The following is a 14,141-nucleotide window of genomic DNA, read 5'->3' as shown; positions in this document are numbered from 1 at the left end:
TTCGCGTCGCTACGGGCATTCCTTCTGCACGCGGCCGAGCGCGTCGGAGAGGCCCTTCAGCGAATAAGTGTCGGTCGTCACATTGCCTTTGGCGGAGGGCGCCTTGATGACGAGCTTCGAGCCGTTCTTCAGCGCCTCGACGAACTCCTTCTCCTTCGCCGGATTCTTCACCCAGGCGTTGGCGCCTTTGGTGACGAGCTCGAAATTATCGCCGTCTATGTCGGCGCTGGCGGCGCCGCCGTCCTTGGAGGCGAAGCCGAGGATGATCGCCACCTCGTTGCGCACGGCCTCGGCCGGCCGCGTCGAGATGAAGACATAGGCTTTGTCGCGTTGCAGTTTCGCGGGCTGGCGGTCCTTCGGCTCGGCGAGCGCATAGCAGGTCTTGTCCTTGCCCTGCCCATGCGCGGTCATGGCGTTCCAATCGCCATAGGAGCCGATGGCGGTCGGCGTCTTGGCGACGGCTTTGTCCTTCTCGGCGGGCTTGTCCTTGCCGGTCCTGACGTCCTGGCTTTTGACGTCCTGGCTCTTGGCGTCTTTGACGCCTTTGTCCTTGGCGGCCTTGCCGTTCTTGTCTTTGCCGTTCTTGTCCTTGGCGCTCTTTTGTTCCGGCTCGGCGGAGTCCTCCGCATCTGCAGGCTTCTTGGCTTCTCCAGGCTTCTTGGCTTCTGCAGGCTTTTTCGCCTCGGCGGTCTTCTTCGCGTCTGCGGGTTTCTTGGAAGCCTCGGGCTTTTTTGCTTCGCCGGGCTTGGCCGTCTCGGTTTTCTTGGTCGCCTCTGTTTTCTTGGCCGCCTCGGCATTCTTGGCGTCCGGCTTGGCGGGCTTCTTCTTGTCGGCCTTGGCGTCGGAGGCCGCATCCTCGGCCGCCGGCTTTTCTTTCGCGAGGGCCGGCGCCGCGACAGTGAGGCCGAGGCCGGCGGCGAGAAGGAGGGGAAGGAAAGCTGGGCGAATCATAGAGCCGAGTTTATCGTCCGAGCCTGTGGCGAACCAGTGGCGGCGGCGCGTCCGATGGTCGCCGCAGTGGAATGTTTCCTGCTTGGCGCGGGCGCGCGGCAGACGCGCGCGAGACGAGATGTTTCCATGGCCAGACGGCATATTCTCTATATCGAGCGCGGCAAGCTGCCGAACCGCGCCGCTCATCAAAAGGCGATCGACGCGACCAAGATCGGCGTCGCGCTGGATCACGACTACGTCCCCTTCGCCGTCGAGGGCTATCTGCCCTGCACATTCGACGGCGAGGACGCCGGCTTCGACATACGTTTCTCGGAGCGCGATCCCAGCGCGGAGCTGTCGCCCGAGCTCGCCGCGGCGATCGGCGGCCGCGATGCGCAGCTCGCCATCAAATGGTCGAGCGATCCCCGCGAGAAGATCGCGGCGCTGGCCTTCAGCGCCGCGCTCGCCAAGGATTTCGACGCGATCGCCCATGATCCCGACAAGGACAAGATCATCGCCGCCGACGCGCTGCTGAAGCAGGCGAAGGCGGCGCTCGACGAATTATAGAGCTTCGCGCCGCCGCAGCAGGACCAGCCTTCCGTCGACCGGCCGGTTGGCCTCGATGCGGATCGTCGTCGCCTGTGAGACGAGCGGGACGAAATCCTTCTCCCACAGTTTTTCGATATAGGCCGGGTCATGCGCGAAGCGTCCCGCGGGCGCGAGCGCATAATCGGCTCCGGCGCCAGTCTCGAAGCTGAAAGCGAAGACGCCGCCGGGGACGAGCCGCGCGCCCACTCCGGCGAACAGCGCCGCGAGGTCGCCGAGATAGATGACCATGTCGAGCGCGACGACGAGATCGAAGCGCTCGCCGGAGCCGGGCAGGAACTCTTCGATATCCTGCTCGATCAGCCGCGCATAGATTTGGCGCTCTCGCGCCTTGTCCAGCATGCGGGGGGAGAGATCGACGCCGATGATCTCCTCACCGAAGGAGGCCAGCATTTTCGCGGCGAGGCCAGTGCCGCATCCAAGGTCGAGGATGCGTGGGAAGGCGCGTCCGGTTGCTGCCAGCAGCGGCTGCAATGTCTCCGGCAGCCGGTAGCCCAGCGTCTCGACGAGATGGCGGTCGAAGTCCGGCGCATATTTGTCGAAGCAGGCGGCGATATAGGCGCGTGAGGCGCGCTCATGCCGCCTGCCGCGCAGCGCATCGAGATGGAAGGGGATGATCTGATCCTCGGGCGCTGCGCGCAGCAGCGCCTCGCCGAAGCGGATCGCCGCCGCCTTGTGGCCGAAGCCGCAGAGCGCCTGAAAGACCGAGCGGCCGATGCGATCGTCGCTCTCCGCATGGACGCCGGCCGCGCGGCGATAGGCGGCGAAGGCCTGTTCGGGCGCTTCGTCTAGGGCCGCTTCCACGAATGCGGCGAGCGCATATTTGCGGATGATCGGCGCTTCATCGGGCAAGGCCTCGGCGGCGCGCTCGAATGCGGCGCGCGCGGCGGCGAACTCGCCGATCAGGAAGAGAGTCTGACCATAGCAGGCGTCGAGCGCCGGGGTGGAGACGCCGCGCTCCAAAGCGGCGCGCAACAGCGCGACCGCCTCGTCATAGCGCCGGCTCTCGAGGCAGATGAGGCCGAGCCCCGTCGCGGCTTCGGCGGAGGCTGGGTCGAGGTCCAGCGCCGCGCGATAGGCATGCTCGGCCGTGGTGATTTCGCCGATCTCATTGCAGAGGCCGGCGACCGTCAGCCAAGGCTGGACGCGATTCGGATCGCGTTCGATCGAGGCGATGAAACAGGCCAGCGCATCCGCCTTGCGGCCGTCGAGCCAGAGCACAGCGCCGAGGTCGGCGAGAAGGGCGGCGTCTTCCGGCGTCAGCGAGGCGGCGGTCGTCAGAGCGGCGACGGCACCGGTCACATCGCCTTCTTGCCAGAGTCCCAGGCCGAGATAGCGCAACGCTTTGACCGGTGACTCGCCAGCGTCGATCATTTCAGCGAAACGTGGAAAGCGCGCGCGCCAGACCGCGAGCGTGTCGACGAGGTCCGGCGGAGACGGCGGAGAAATATGCAGACTCATGATGCTATGCTCCCGAAACAAACGGGACATAGTCTGCCGCGCCGAGCTGACGTCAGGCTGGTCTCGCAGCCTGCGTCGATGAAAGTGAAGATGTTCGCGCGCCCCCTCCCCAACCCTCCCCCGCTCTGCGGGAGAGGAGGCAGATTAGGCGCTTCATCGAGGTTTCGCGAAACGTCGCCGTCTCCCTCTCCCGCGCAGCGGGGGAGGGTGAGGGAGGGGGCAACCGTCAGCCGGCCTTTTTCGCCGCCATCATGTAATTCACATCGGTGTCGTGGCTCTTGCGCCAGCTGCGCGTCAGCGGCTGGAAACTCATCCCGGCGCGATCGATCTCGCGCAGCCCGGCGCGGCGCAGCCAGGTCGCCAATTCGCCCGGCCGCACGAATTTGTCGTGATCATGCGTGCCGCGCGGCACCCAGCCCAGCACATATTCGGCGCCGAAGATGGCGAGCGCATAGCTCTTCAGCGTGCGGTCTATGGTGGCGAGGAAGAGCAGCCCGCCGGGCTCCACCAGCGAGCCGAGCGTGGCGACGAAGTCGCTCTGTCCCTCGACATGCTCCAGCACCTCCATGGCGACGACGATATCGAAACGCGCGCCTTCTTCCGCGAGCGCCTCGGCCGTGCTGTTGCGATAGGCGATGTCGAGGCCGGAGCGCTCCGCATGGCGGCGCGCCACCTCTATATTATTGGGGGCGGGATCGACGGCCGTGACCTTTGCGCCGAGCTCGGCCAGCGATTCGCTCAATATGCCGCCACCGCAGCCGATATCGACGAGGCGCAGACCTTCCAGCGGCTGCGCGTCATGGCGGTCCCGCGGCGCGCCATCGACGTGAAAATGCCGGCAGGCGAGATCGCGGATGTAATTCACGCGAACCGGGTTGATGTCGTGCAAAATGCCCATCTTGCCCGTGGCGTCCCACCACAGCTCGCCGAGCCGGTCGAAACGGTCGACGTCGGCGGGATCGACGCTGGCGGAATGGGGGCGGTCATGATGCTGCGGCACGCGGATCCTCTTTTGTTCGGCCTCGGCGGCCGCTCTCGCGATCTGGAGCTCTCCCTCGCGCTTCGAGACGGCTCCTTCGGAGCCTCCTCAGCATGAGGGAGAGGATTGCTCCCTTCACCAGTGGCGCTCCTCATGCTGAGGAGCCCGCGTAGCGGGCGTCTCGAAGCACGCGGAACCCCGTCGCGGCGTTGACACCGGCGGCGGGGGCGTCACATATACGCCCGCTTTTGGTCGGATGCGAGCGGCCATCCGGCTCGCCCGAGCCGGGCCCGTGTTTCTAATCTAGGTCGGTCATGGCTCGTCTGGTGATGAAATTCGGCGGCACCTCGGTCGCCAATGTGGAGCGCATCCGCAATGTCGCGCTCCATGTGAAGCGCGAGGTGGAGGCGGGATACAAGGTCGCCGTCGTGGTCTCGGCCATGTCCGGCAAGACCAATGAACTAGTCGCCTGGTGCAAGAACGCCTCCGCTCTGCACGACCAGCGAGAATATGACGCGGTCGTCGCCTCCGGCGAGCAGGTGACCGCTGGCTTGCTGGCCATCGCCTTGCAGAATATCGGCCTGTCCGCGCGCTCCTGGCTCGGCTGGCAGATTCCGATCCTGACCAGCGACGCTCATGGCTCGGCGCGCATCCAATCTATCGACGGCTCCGCCTTGCGCGCCGGCTTCGATCGTGGCGAGGTCGCCGTCATCGCCGGTTTCCAGGGAATCCACCAGCCGAGCGGCCGCATCACCACGCTCGGCCGCGGCGGCTCGGACACCAGCGCCGTCGCCGTCGCCGCGGCGATAGAGGCGGATCGCTGCGACATTTATACGGATGTCGATGGCGTCTACACCACCGATCCGCGTGTCGTTCCCAAGGCGCGGCGCATGGAGCGCATCGCCTTCGAGGAGATGCTGGAGATGGCCTCGCTCGGCGCCAAAGTGCTGCAGGTGCGCTCGGTGGAGGTGGCCATGGTGCATGGGGTCCGCACCTTCGTCCGCTCGTCCTTCGACGATCCGGCCCGTCCCAACAGCGGCACGCTGATCTGCAAAGAGGAGGATATTGTGGAAGCCCAGGTCGTGACAGGCATCGCCTTCTCGCGCGACGAGGCGCAGATCACGCTTCGCCGCGTCGCCGACAAGCCGGGCGTCGCGGCGGCGGTCTTCGTGCCGCTGGCCGAGGCCGGCGTCAATGTCGACATGATCGTGCAGGTCGCCTCGGAAGATGCGTCGACCGACATGACCTTCACCGTGCCGGCGGCCGAATATGAGCGCTGCGTCGCCATATTGGAGCAGGCCAGATCCTCGATCGGCTACGCCGGGCTGACGGGCGCCAAGGATGTCGCCAAGGTCTCGGCGATCGGCATAGGCATGCGCAGCCATGCCGGCGTCGCCGCCCGCGCCTTCAAGGCGCTCGCCGACAAGGGCGTGAATATTCGCGCCATCACCACATCGGAGATCAAATTCTCCGTGCTGATCGACGCCGCCTATACAGAGCTCGCGGTGCGCACGCTGCACTCGCTCTACGGCCTCGACGCCGAGTGAGGCCGGCTGCGAATTCGTCGCAATCGCCGCGTAATTGTCGAGACCCAGCTTTTTTAAAGTAGGAGCCGAGCATGGATGAATTGATCGCCCGCATTTCCGCAGCGCTGGGCGTCGAGCCCGAGACGGCGAGGCTCGCCGCCGGCCATGTGCTCGGCTTTTTCCGCAAGGAGTTCCCGGACGGTCCGGCGGCCGATCTCATCGCCAGACTACCCGGCTCGGAGGAAGCGATCGCGGCGGCCGAGGCGGCTCCGGCGGCGGATGGCGGGCTGCTCGGCGGCTTGCTGGGTGGGCTCGGCGGCCTCGTCGGCGGCTCCAAGGGCGATCTGATGGCGCTCGCCGGACGGCTCTCCAGCGTCGGACTCTCGATGGATCAGAGCCAGGCGCTGGCCAAGGAATTCTTCGCCCATGCCGAGGGGTTGGTCGGCAAGGAGAAGCTGAAGGAAATCACCGATTCGGTGCCGGGTCTCTCCCAGTTCTTGTGAGTTTGCGCCCTCACCCTCCTCCGCTTCGCGGGAGAGGGAAGCGGCAGGCGTTTCGCGAAATCTCGATGAAGTGCGCAATCTGCCCCCTCTCCCGCATAGCGGGGGAGGGTTTGGGGAGGGGGCGCGCTCAGCGCGGCGAAGGCGCGGAGCGTCGCAGTTGCGACAGGCGCAGGCCGAATGCCCGCAGGCAGATGGCGAGAACGCTCCCATAGACGAGCGCTCCCGCCGCGCCGAGCAGCAGCAGCGCGACAATGTCGCGCAACGGGCCGAGATGCCGCGCCAGCGCCATCGCCGGCCCATAGCCGTAGATCGCCGTCGCCAGCAGCGGAACGCTGGCGCAAAGGCTCGCGATGGAGACGCGCAGAAACGTCTCGTCGAAGCGCATCGCCCCGCGATGCAGCGCGAGGCCGATCAGCGCCGCGAGATTGATCCAGAGGCCGACGGAGGTCGCCGTCGCGAGGCCCGGCGCGCCCATGGGCTCATAGAGCGCGATCTTCAGCCCCACATTCACGACGACAGCGCCGAGCGCCACATACATCGGCGTCTTGGTGTCGCCGTGCGCTTGGAAGCTTGCGCGCGCCGAGGCGATCAGCACCAGCGCCATCAGCCCGCCGCCATAGGCCGCTAGCACATCGGCGGCGGCTGCGGCGTCGGCATGGGTGAAGGCGCCGCGCAGGAAGACGCCGCTCATGATGAGCTCGGGGATCGTCACAAAGGCGATGAAGAAAGGCGCGGCCAGGGCGATGGTCAGCGCCATCACGCGATTTTGCGCCGCTTGGGCGCCGTCCTCGTCGCCGGCGGCGATGCGGCGGCTCATCTCCGGCAGCAACACAGTGCCGGCCGCGAGGCCGATGACGCCATTGGGCAGCTGATAGATGCGATCGGCGTAATTGATCGAGGAGACGCCGCCGTCCGGCAACATCGACGCGATGATCGTATCCGCGAAAATGGCGATTTGCCCACTCGCGGAGCCGATCACCGCCGGCCCCAGCATCAGGAAGAATTCGCGCACGCGCTTCCAGTGCGGCCGCGCGAAGCCTTCCATCACGCCGATCATGCGGGCGTTGGCCATCAGCAGAGCGAGCTGCAGCACGCCGGAGATCGTCACGCCCCAGGCGGCGGCGAAGGCTGCGCTCGGAAAGAGGAATGCGACGGCGAGCGCCGCCATCATGGAGAGATTGAGCAGATTGGGCGCGAAGGCGGGCGCGGCGAAACGGCCATTGGCGTTGAGCGTGCCCTGATGCAGCGTCACCAGAGTCATGCAGAGCAGATAGGGAAAGGTGATGCGCGTCAGCGAAACGGCGAGCGCGAATTTCTCCGGCCGATCATCGAGGCCCGGCGCGAGCAGGGCGACGAATTGCGGCATGAAGGCGTAAGCGAGGATGAGCAGCAGAATCTGCGAAGCGAGCAGAAGCGTGAACACCTCGCTCGAGAATTCTTTCGCCGAGTCTTTTCCCTGCTGCTCGAGCGCCTTGGAATAGCAGGGGACATAGGCGGCGTTGAAGGCGCCTTCGCCGAAAATGGCGCGGAAATGATTGGGCAGTCGAAAGGCGATGAAGAAAGCGTCCGCCGCGAGCCCGGCGCCGAGAATGCCCGACAGCATCACATCGCGCAGAAAGCCCGTGATGCGCGAGAGCAGCGTGAAGCCGCCGACGGAGAGGAGATTGCGAATCATCGGCGGCGGCGCCCGCGATACACACTCCCCTCGAGGGCTATCGGATTCACACATCGCGAGACGCTATGGCCGTCATGGCCGGGCTTGTCCCGGCCATCCACGCCGAGCAGCTGAGAAACCGGAGGAAAGCGCCCGCTATCGACGGATTCATCCCACGGCGGGCGCCGCCGGAGCTTCGGCGTCGCGCCAAACTTCTCGAGACGTCTCGGCGTCCTGGCGTGGATGGCCGGGACAAGCCCGGCCATGACGTCGCGGGGGCGAGGATGTGTGCATTCAATAGCCCTCGAGAGGGAGGTGAGGCGCGCGTGCTGGATCGTCATTGTTCTTCCACCCCCACCCGCTCGGCGACGAGATAGAGCGGACGTCCTTTCACCTCGGCGAAAATGAGGGCGATATACTCTCCGAGCACGCCGAGCGAGAACAGCTGCATTCCGCCGAGAAAGGCGATGGAGACGATCAGCGAGGCGTAGCCGGGGACATCCACGCCATAGAACACCGTGCGCCAGAAATAATAGGCGGCCATGGCGAGCGCGAAGGTCGAGACGATGATTCCCACCACCGCCCAGACCTTCAACGGCACGGAGGAGAAGGACATGAGCCCGTCGAGCGCGAAGCGGATGAGCTTGGCGTAATTGAATTTGGAGCGGCCGGAGGCGCGCTCCTCCACCTCGAAGGGCACGCCGATCGATTTGAAGCCGATCCAGGCGAAGAGGCCTTTGGAGAAGCGCGCCCGCTCGCGCATGCGCGAGAGCGCGTCGATCGCCTGGCGGTCGAGCAGGCGAAAATCGCCGGCGCCGCGCGGCAAAGGTGTCTCGCCGAAACGATCGAACAGGCCGTAGAACAGATTGGCGAAGAGCGTGCGCAGCAGCGGCTCGCCGGCGCGGTCGCGGCGCACGCCATAGACGTTTTTATAGCCCTCGCGCCATTTGGCGATGAATTGCGCGATCGTCTCGGGCGGATGCTGCAGATCGGCGTCCATCAGCACCACGGCCGCGCCGCGGGAGTGGTCCAGCGCGGCGGCTATGGCGATCTCCTTGCCGAAATTGCGGCTGAAGGAGACGGCTTTGACGCGGGCGTCCTCGGCGTGCAATTCGCGTAGCCCCACGAGCGTCGCGTCCGAGGAGCCGTCGTCGACGAAGACGATCTCGAAAGAGGCGGCGCAGCGCTCCAGCACGGGCTTCAGCCTAGCGACGAGCGGACGGAGATTGGCCGCCTCATTGAAGACAGGGATAGCTACGGATATCTCCGGAGGCGGATTTTCGGCTTTATCGTCCATCGCTCGCCTTATAGGTTCGAACCGGGCAAGACCTAGGCGGGCGCGCGAAAATGCGCAAGCGCGAGAACTGGGGCGGGGAAGGGAACCAAGAATGACGGCGCAACGTTCGATCGCGCTCTGCGCGGACGATTACGGGCTCTCCATGGGCGTCAGCCTCGGCATTCTGGAGGCGCTGGACGCCGGCCGCCTTTCGGCGGTCTCGGCGCTGACCAACGCCGAGCGCTGGCCGGCCATGGGACGGGAGCTGGCGCGCCGCAACCACGACGCCGATATCGGCGTCCACTTCAACCTGACGCTCGGGCGCCCGCTCACCAATATGCCGAAATTCGCGCCGGGCGGCGTGTTTCCGCCGCTGCGTGAGGTGATTCGCGCCGCCATGCGCGGCAAGCTGCCGATGGACGAAATCCGCGCCGAGGTCGATCGTCAGATCGACCGCTTCTATGCGGTGATGGGCCGCGCGCCGGACCATCTCGACGGGCATCAGCATGTCCATGCGCTGCCGGGCGTGCGCTCCGCTCTGTTCGACGCGCTGGAGAAGCGCGGATTGCAGGGCGAGAAGATATGGCTGCGCGACGCCGGCGACAGAATGCATCGCATCTTCATTCGCGGCTCCGACCTCCGCAAGGCTCTTGCCGTCCGCGCCATCGGCCGCGGCTATCGCAACGAGGCGCTCGCGCGCGGCTTTCTGCTCAACGAGGGCTTCGCCGGCTTCTCCGATTTCGATCCGGATAGCGATTACGCCGCCCGCTTCGAAGCCTATCTGCGCGCGCCGGGCGAGCGTCATCTCGTCATGTGCCATCCCGGCCGCGTCGACGAGGATTTGCGCGCGCAAGACCCGGTGACGGTGACGCGCGAGCAGGAGCTCGCCTTTCTCCTCTCGCCACGCTTCGAGGAGGTGATGACGAACCGCAGCGCCGCGCTCGCCCGTCTGAGACGCGAGGTGTGACGCCTGCGCGTAGCTCAGCCGATCTCTATGTCCAGGCCGAGGTCCAGCGTCCGCGCCGAATGGGTGAGCGCGCCGACGGAGATGAGATCGACGCCCGTCTCCGCGACAGCCGCGATCGTCTCCAACGTGACGCCGCCGGACGCTTCGGCGAGCATGCGTCCGCCGATCAGCGCGACGGCGGCGCGCAGCGCCTCGGGGGCCATATTATCGAGCAGCACGATATCGGCGCCTTCGGCGAGGACTTCCTCGAGCTGCTCCAGCGTGTCGACTTCTATTTCGATCTTCACCATATGGCCGGCGAAGGCTTTTGCCGCACGCAGCGCCGGGCCGACGCCGCCGGCGACGGCGATGTGATTGTCCTTGATCAGCACCGCGTCGTCGAGGCCGAAGCGGTGATTGGCGCCGCCGCCGCAACGCACCGCATATTTCTCGAAAGCGCGCAGCAGCGGCGTCGTTTTGCGCGTGTCGCAGACCCTGGCTTTCGTATGCGCGATTTTTTCGGCGTAGCGCGCCGTGAGCGAGGCAATACCGCAGAGCCGGCCGAGAAAATTCAGCGCGACACGCTCGGCCGAGAGAATAGCGCGCGCGGGGCCTTCGATATGGGCAAGGACATCGCCCTTGCCGATGCGCGCTCCATCCTGCGTCGCAGCCGTGAAGGTGACGGAAGGATCGACGAGGCGAAAGGCGCAAGCCGCTACGCCGAGGCCCGCGACGATTCCCTCCTCGCGCGCGGCGATGACAGCGCGGGCGCGGGCGGTCTCGGGGATCGTCGCCTGAGTGGTGATGTCGCCGGCGCGGCCGAAATCCTCGGCGAGAGCGGCGCGCACGACATCTTCGACGGGCGGAGCGGGGAGCGTCCATGGGGCGGCCGTCATTTCAGCGCCTCCTCTGCGATGGCGCGCGCTTGCGCCATGGTCATATAGGAGCGATGCGCGAGAGCGTCCTCCGCCTGCGGAAAATCGGAGCGGAAATGCGCGCCGCGACTCTCGCGCCGCACTAGCGCCGCGCTCGTCACCAGCAGAGCGGTCAGCGCCATATTGCGCAATTGCGCGTGGGGCGTCGCGGATTCGATGCGCAGAATCGCCCGCGCCGCGCGCGTGAGCCCGATCGCATCTCGGATGACGCCGACATCGCGCGCCATCACATCGCGCAGCTCGTCGACGAGCCCTTGCTCGGGCGCGTCCTCTGCGTCGGGCGACGGGGCAGGGGCGGGCATGGCCTGGACATTCTGCTCGCCGATATCATTTGCGATGCGCGCCGCGAACACCACCGCCTCGAGCAGGGAGTTGGAGGCGAGGCGATTGGCTCCATGCACGCCGGTGGAGGCGACTTCTCCGGCCGCCCAGAGGCCGGCGAGCGACGTTCGCCCGCGCGCGTCGGTCGCGACGCCGCCCATGTGATAATGCGCGGCGGGCGCGATCGGAATGGGCGCGGTCACGGGATCGACGCCTCCGGCCATGCAGCTCGCATAGACCGTGGGAAAGCGCGCGGGGAACTCCGCGCCAACCGTGGTGCGCGCATCGAGAAAGGCGCCGCCTCCCGCCGCGATGGAGGCAAAGACGCCGCGCGCGACAATGTCGCGCGGCGCGAGCTCGGCGGCCGGATCGATTTCCGCCATGAAGCGACGGCCGGAGCGATCGACGATGATCGCGCCTTCTCCGCGCAGCGATTCGGTCGCGAGCGGCGCCGGATCGACGCCAATGTCGATGGCGGTCGGGTGGAATTGCACGAATTCCGCATCGGCGACGAGCGCTCCGGCGCGCGCCGCCATTGCGAGGCCGATGCCGCGCGCTTCGTTCGGATTGGTGGTGACGCGGTAGAGATGGCCGATTCCGCCCGTCGCCAGAACTACGGCGGGGGAGAGGAAATCGCGAAGCAGGCCATCGCGGCCGCGTGCGCGCAGGCCGATGACGCGGCCGTCATGGGTCAGTAATTCCTGCGCGGAAAAACCTTCCAATAATTCGATCGACGGCGTTCCGCGAACGGCGGCGACGAGCGTCTCCATTATGGCGCGGCCGGCCGTGTCGCCCTTCACGCGCACGATGCGCCGCTCCGAATGCGCAGCCTCGCGCGAGGGCGTGAATTTTCCGTCGACGCGATCGAAGGGCACGCCATAGGAGAGTAGGTCTTCGATGCGCGCGCGCGCCTCGCGCGCCATGCCGAGCGCAATGTCCGCATCGACGATGCCGGCGCCGGCCTTCAGCGTGTCCTCGGCGTGTCGCTCCGGCGAATCCGTGTCGAGCACCGCCGCCGCCACGCCGCCCTGCGCCCAGAAGGAGGCGGCGCCTTCGTCGATGGAGCCGGGCGTCAGTACGACGACGCGACGCGGCGCGAGCTTCAATGCGCAGAAGAGGCCGGCGAGGCCGCCGCCGACGATGAGGATGGGATCCTGCGTCACCACTGTGAAAGCTCCCGAGGGGGCGCGCCGGCCACTAGTCGATCGCTACGGTTGCGAGCTTGGCGAGCGCCTCGCTCTCCTTGGCGATGGCCGCCGCCACCAGTGTGCGCGTGCGCTCCGGCAGGGGCAGGGCGAGTGCGGCGCCATGGCCCTTGGGCGACATTTTGCACAGCGTCTTGCCGAGAATGTCGACGATCTTCTCATCGTCGTAATCTTTGTATTTCTCGTGGAAGTCGTCGAAATAATGCTCGAGGAAGACGATCGCCGCGACATTCTCCAACGCCTGGGAGTCGCGGTCCTTCTTCAGCTTCTCCTTGCGGATGATCGCGCCGACATGGGCGATCTCTTCTTCCTCATAGCCCTGCGCGCGCATGAGCTCGCCGACGAGGCGCGCGTGATGCACGCGGCACTCTTTGCGCCAATCATTATAGCCGTGGCGGCCGAGCGGGAATTTCTCGCGCGGAATATCCCAGCGCCGTAAATGCTGCGCGCGCGTCGCGATTTGCAGCAGCTCCGAAGCCTCGGGATAGAGCGCGGATAGGCGCGCCGTCATGCGCTCGGCGTAGACGATCTCGAAAGCGCGCTCGGCGCCGTCGATCGTCACGCGGCGTGGATCATCGGCATTGGCGGCGTCGATCGCTGCGATCAGAGCCTCGTATCGAGCCGTCATGGCCGCGCTCCTTGAAGAATCCTTCTCCCGCAAGCGCGAGAAGGGAGTCCATCACCCCAGATCGATCATCCGCTGCACGGCGACGCGCGCGCGCGCTGCGATCAGCGGATCGACCGTCACCTCTTCGCGAATATGGACCAGCGCATCGAGAATCTTCGGCAGTGTGATGCGCTTCATATGGGGGCAGAAATTGCAGGGGCGGATGAACTCGGTGCCCGTCGTCTCGGCGGCGACATTGTCGGCCATGGAGCATTCGGTCACGAGCAGCACGCGCGCCGGCTTTTTCGTGCGCACATAATCGATCATCGCCGCCGTCGAGCCGGCGAAATCGGAAATCTCCACCACTTCGCGCGGGCACTCGGGATGGGCGATGATCTTCACGCCGGGGTTATCGGCGCGATAGGTCTCGAGCTCTTCCGCCGTGAAGCGCTCGTGAACCTCACAGGCGCCGCGCCACGCGATGATCTTCACCTTGGTCTGCGCAGCGACATTCTCGGCGAGATAGCGATCCGGCAGCATGATGACGCGGTCGGAGCCGAGGCTCTCGACGACTTTCAGCGCATTGGAGGAGGTGCAGCAAATGTCGACCTCGGCCTTCACATCCGCCGAAGTGTTGACATAGGCGACGATCGGCACGCCCGGATATTCGGCGCGCAGCGCGCGAACATCGGCCGCCGTGATCGAGGCGGCGAGCGAGCAGCCGGCCTCGAGATCGGGCATCAGCACCACTTTCTCGGGGCTCAGAATCTTCGAGGTCTCGGCCATGAAATGCACGCCGCCTTGCACGATGATCTCGGCGTCGGAGGAGGCGGCGAGCTTGGCGAGCTGCAGGCTGTCGCCGACGAAATCGGCGACGCAGTGATAGATTTCTGGCGTCTGGTAATTATGGGCGAGGATGACGGCGTTGCGTTCCCGCTTCAGCTCGTTGATCGCCTTCACATAAGGCGCATGGAACGCCCATTCGATCGCCGGCATGACCTTCGCCACCCGTTCGTAAAGATGGGCGGTCGCGGACTCGACCTCCTTGTTCCAGGCGAGATTGGGCATGGGCAGCACCGGAAAGCGCTGCGCCGCGCCCTCGAGCGCGCCCAAAGCCGGAGCGGGCGCTCGCTCTTTGTCGGCGGTCTGGAACGGGATGGCCATTGGCTTGCTCCGAACTTACTTATGCTCA

The 14,141-nt window shown here is 66.1% G+C and carries 13 protein-coding genes; 4 read left to right on the top strand and 9 right to left on the bottom strand.

Annotated features, from left to right (window positions below; all coding sequences use genetic code 11):
• Positions 1 to 9: 9 nt before the first annotated feature.
• A complete protein-coding gene (locus IY145_RS22340) occupies positions 10 to 951 on the bottom strand; it encodes an invasion associated locus B family protein (RefSeq protein WP_196410208.1) in 942 nt (313 codons plus the stop codon).
• Positions 952 to 1,077: 126 nt separating this feature from the next.
• Between IY145_RS22340 and IY145_RS22335 the strand changes: the two genes are divergently transcribed.
• Positions 1,078 to 1,497 (top strand): hypothetical protein, encoded by a 420-nt coding sequence (locus IY145_RS22335; RefSeq protein WP_196410207.1) that lies wholly within the window; start codon positions 1,078 to 1,080, stop codon positions 1,495 to 1,497.
• Here IY145_RS22335 and IY145_RS22330 read toward each other — a convergent pair.
• Together IY145_RS22330 and ubiG are read right to left on the bottom strand one after the other, a co-directional pair.
• Positions 1,492 to 2,997, bottom strand: coding sequence for a methyltransferase domain-containing protein (locus IY145_RS22330; protein WP_196410206.1), 1,506 nt, complete (start codon positions 2,995 to 2,997; stop codon positions 1,492 to 1,494). The genes IY145_RS22335 and IY145_RS22330 overlap by 6 nt on opposite strands.
• A 226-nt stretch (positions 2,998 to 3,223) precedes the next feature.
• Positions 3,224 to 3,997, bottom strand: coding sequence for a bifunctional 2-polyprenyl-6-hydroxyphenol methylase/3-demethylubiquinol 3-O-methyltransferase UbiG (gene ubiG / locus IY145_RS22325; RefSeq protein ID WP_196410205.1), 774 nt, complete (start codon positions 3,995 to 3,997; stop codon positions 3,224 to 3,226).
• Positions 3,998 to 4,290: 293 nt separating this feature from the next.
• On the opposite strand from ubiG, the gene IY145_RS22320 reads away from it, so the two are divergent.
• Both IY145_RS22320 and IY145_RS22315 read left to right on the top strand, forming a co-directional pair.
• Complete coding sequence (locus IY145_RS22320; protein ID WP_196410204.1) at positions 4,291 to 5,523, top strand: aspartate kinase; 1,233 nt, start codon at positions 4,291 to 4,293, stop codon at positions 5,521 to 5,523.
• Positions 5,524 to 5,594: 71 nt separating this feature from the next.
• Positions 5,595 to 6,005 carry a DUF2267 domain-containing protein gene (locus IY145_RS22315; RefSeq protein WP_196410203.1) on the top strand — a complete coding sequence of 137 codons (411 nt, stop codon included), beginning with the start codon at positions 5,595 to 5,597 and terminating at the stop codon, positions 6,003 to 6,005.
• 127 nt (positions 6,006 to 6,132) lie between these two features.
• Here IY145_RS22315 and murJ read toward each other — a convergent pair whose 3' ends face one another.
• On the bottom strand, positions 6,133 to 7,680 hold the full coding sequence (murJ, locus tag IY145_RS22310; protein ID WP_196410202.1) for a murein biosynthesis integral membrane protein MurJ: 1,548 nt from the start codon (positions 7,678 to 7,680) through the stop codon (positions 6,133 to 6,135).
• 316 nt (positions 7,681 to 7,996) lie between these two features.
• The gene (locus tag IY145_RS22305) at positions 7,997 to 8,956 is read right to left on the bottom strand and encodes a glycosyltransferase family 2 protein (RefSeq protein ID WP_196410201.1); all 960 of its coding nucleotides are present in this window, start codon (positions 8,954 to 8,956) and stop codon (positions 7,997 to 7,999) included.
• Positions 8,957 to 9,047: 91 nt separating this feature from the next.
• Here IY145_RS22305 and IY145_RS22300 point away from each other — a divergent pair, with 91 nt between their 5' ends.
• Complete coding sequence (locus IY145_RS22300) at positions 9,048 to 9,902, top strand: ChbG/HpnK family deacetylase (protein ID WP_196410200.1); 855 nt, start codon at positions 9,048 to 9,050, stop codon at positions 9,900 to 9,902.
• Between the two features lie 14 nt (positions 9,903 to 9,916).
• Here the strand turns inward: IY145_RS22300 and nadC are convergent, their stop codons facing one another.
• Genes nadC through nadA form a run of 4 tightly spaced genes read right to left on the bottom strand, consistent with a single transcriptional unit; the run spans position 9,917 to position 14,113 of the window.
• A complete protein-coding gene (gene nadC / locus IY145_RS22295; RefSeq protein ID WP_196410199.1) occupies positions 9,917 to 10,777 on the bottom strand; it encodes a carboxylating nicotinate-nucleotide diphosphorylase in 861 nt (286 codons plus the stop codon).
• Positions 10,774 to 12,300: an L-aspartate oxidase gene (locus IY145_RS22290; protein ID WP_196410198.1), complete on the bottom strand. Its 1,527-nt coding sequence runs from the start codon at positions 12,298 to 12,300 to the stop codon at positions 10,774 to 10,776. The genes nadC and IY145_RS22290 overlap by 4 nt, the downstream gene beginning before the upstream one ends.
• A 34-nt stretch (positions 12,301 to 12,334) precedes the next feature.
• Positions 12,335 to 12,970 carry a DUF4202 domain-containing protein gene (locus IY145_RS22285; protein WP_196410197.1) on the bottom strand — a complete coding sequence of 212 codons (636 nt, stop codon included), beginning with the start codon at positions 12,968 to 12,970 and terminating at the stop codon, positions 12,335 to 12,337.
• Positions 12,971 to 13,021: 51 nt separating this feature from the next.
• On the bottom strand, positions 13,022 to 14,113 hold the full coding sequence (gene nadA / locus IY145_RS22280; protein WP_196410196.1) for a quinolinate synthase NadA: 1,092 nt from the start codon (positions 14,111 to 14,113) through the stop codon (positions 13,022 to 13,024).
• Positions 14,114 to 14,141 lie beyond the last annotated feature (28 nt).

It is taken from the genome of Methylosinus sp. H3A, assembly GCF_015709455.1.
Taxonomy (GTDB): Bacteria; Pseudomonadota; Alphaproteobacteria; order Rhizobiales; family Beijerinckiaceae; genus Methylosinus.
Note: the sequence above shows the minus strand (reverse complement) of the source record. Positions and strands in the feature narration are given on the sequence as shown.

What these genes read in the sequence shown, in the direction of transcription:
- nadC (WP_196410199.1), bottom strand. Translation starts at nt 10,777, where the DNA reads ATGACGGCCGCCCCATGGACGCTCCCCGCTCCGCCCGTCGAAGATGTC.
- IY145_RS22335 (WP_196410207.1), top strand. Translation starts at nt 1,078, where the DNA reads ATGGCCAGACGGCATATTCTCTATATCGAGCGCGGCAAGCTGCCGAAC.
- nadA (WP_196410196.1), bottom strand. Translation starts at nt 14,113, where the DNA reads ATGGCCATCCCGTTCCAGACCGCCGACAAAGAGCGAGCGCCCGCTCCG.
- IY145_RS22315 (WP_196410203.1), top strand. Translation starts at nt 5,595, where the DNA reads ATGGATGAATTGATCGCCCGCATTTCCGCAGCGCTGGGCGTCGAGCCC.
- IY145_RS22340 (WP_196410208.1), bottom strand. Translation starts at nt 951, where the DNA reads ATGATTCGCCCAGCTTTCCTTCCCCTCCTTCTCGCCGCCGGCCTCGGC.
- IY145_RS22285 (WP_196410197.1), bottom strand. Translation starts at nt 12,970, where the DNA reads ATGACGGCTCGATACGAGGCTCTGATCGCAGCGATCGACGCCGCCAAT.
- IY145_RS22330 (WP_196410206.1), bottom strand. Translation starts at nt 2,997, where the DNA reads ATGAGTCTGCATATTTCTCCGCCGTCTCCGCCGGACCTCGTCGACACG.
- IY145_RS22320 (WP_196410204.1), top strand. Translation starts at nt 4,291, where the DNA reads ATGGCTCGTCTGGTGATGAAATTCGGCGGCACCTCGGTCGCCAATGTG.
- IY145_RS22305 (WP_196410201.1), bottom strand. Translation starts at nt 8,956, where the DNA reads ATGGACGATAAAGCCGAAAATCCGCCTCCGGAGATATCCGTAGCTATC.
- murJ (WP_196410202.1), bottom strand. Translation starts at nt 7,680, where the DNA reads ATGATTCGCAATCTCCTCTCCGTCGGCGGCTTCACGCTGCTCTCGCGC.
- IY145_RS22300 (WP_196410200.1), top strand. Translation starts at nt 9,048, where the DNA reads ATGACGGCGCAACGTTCGATCGCGCTCTGCGCGGACGATTACGGGCTC.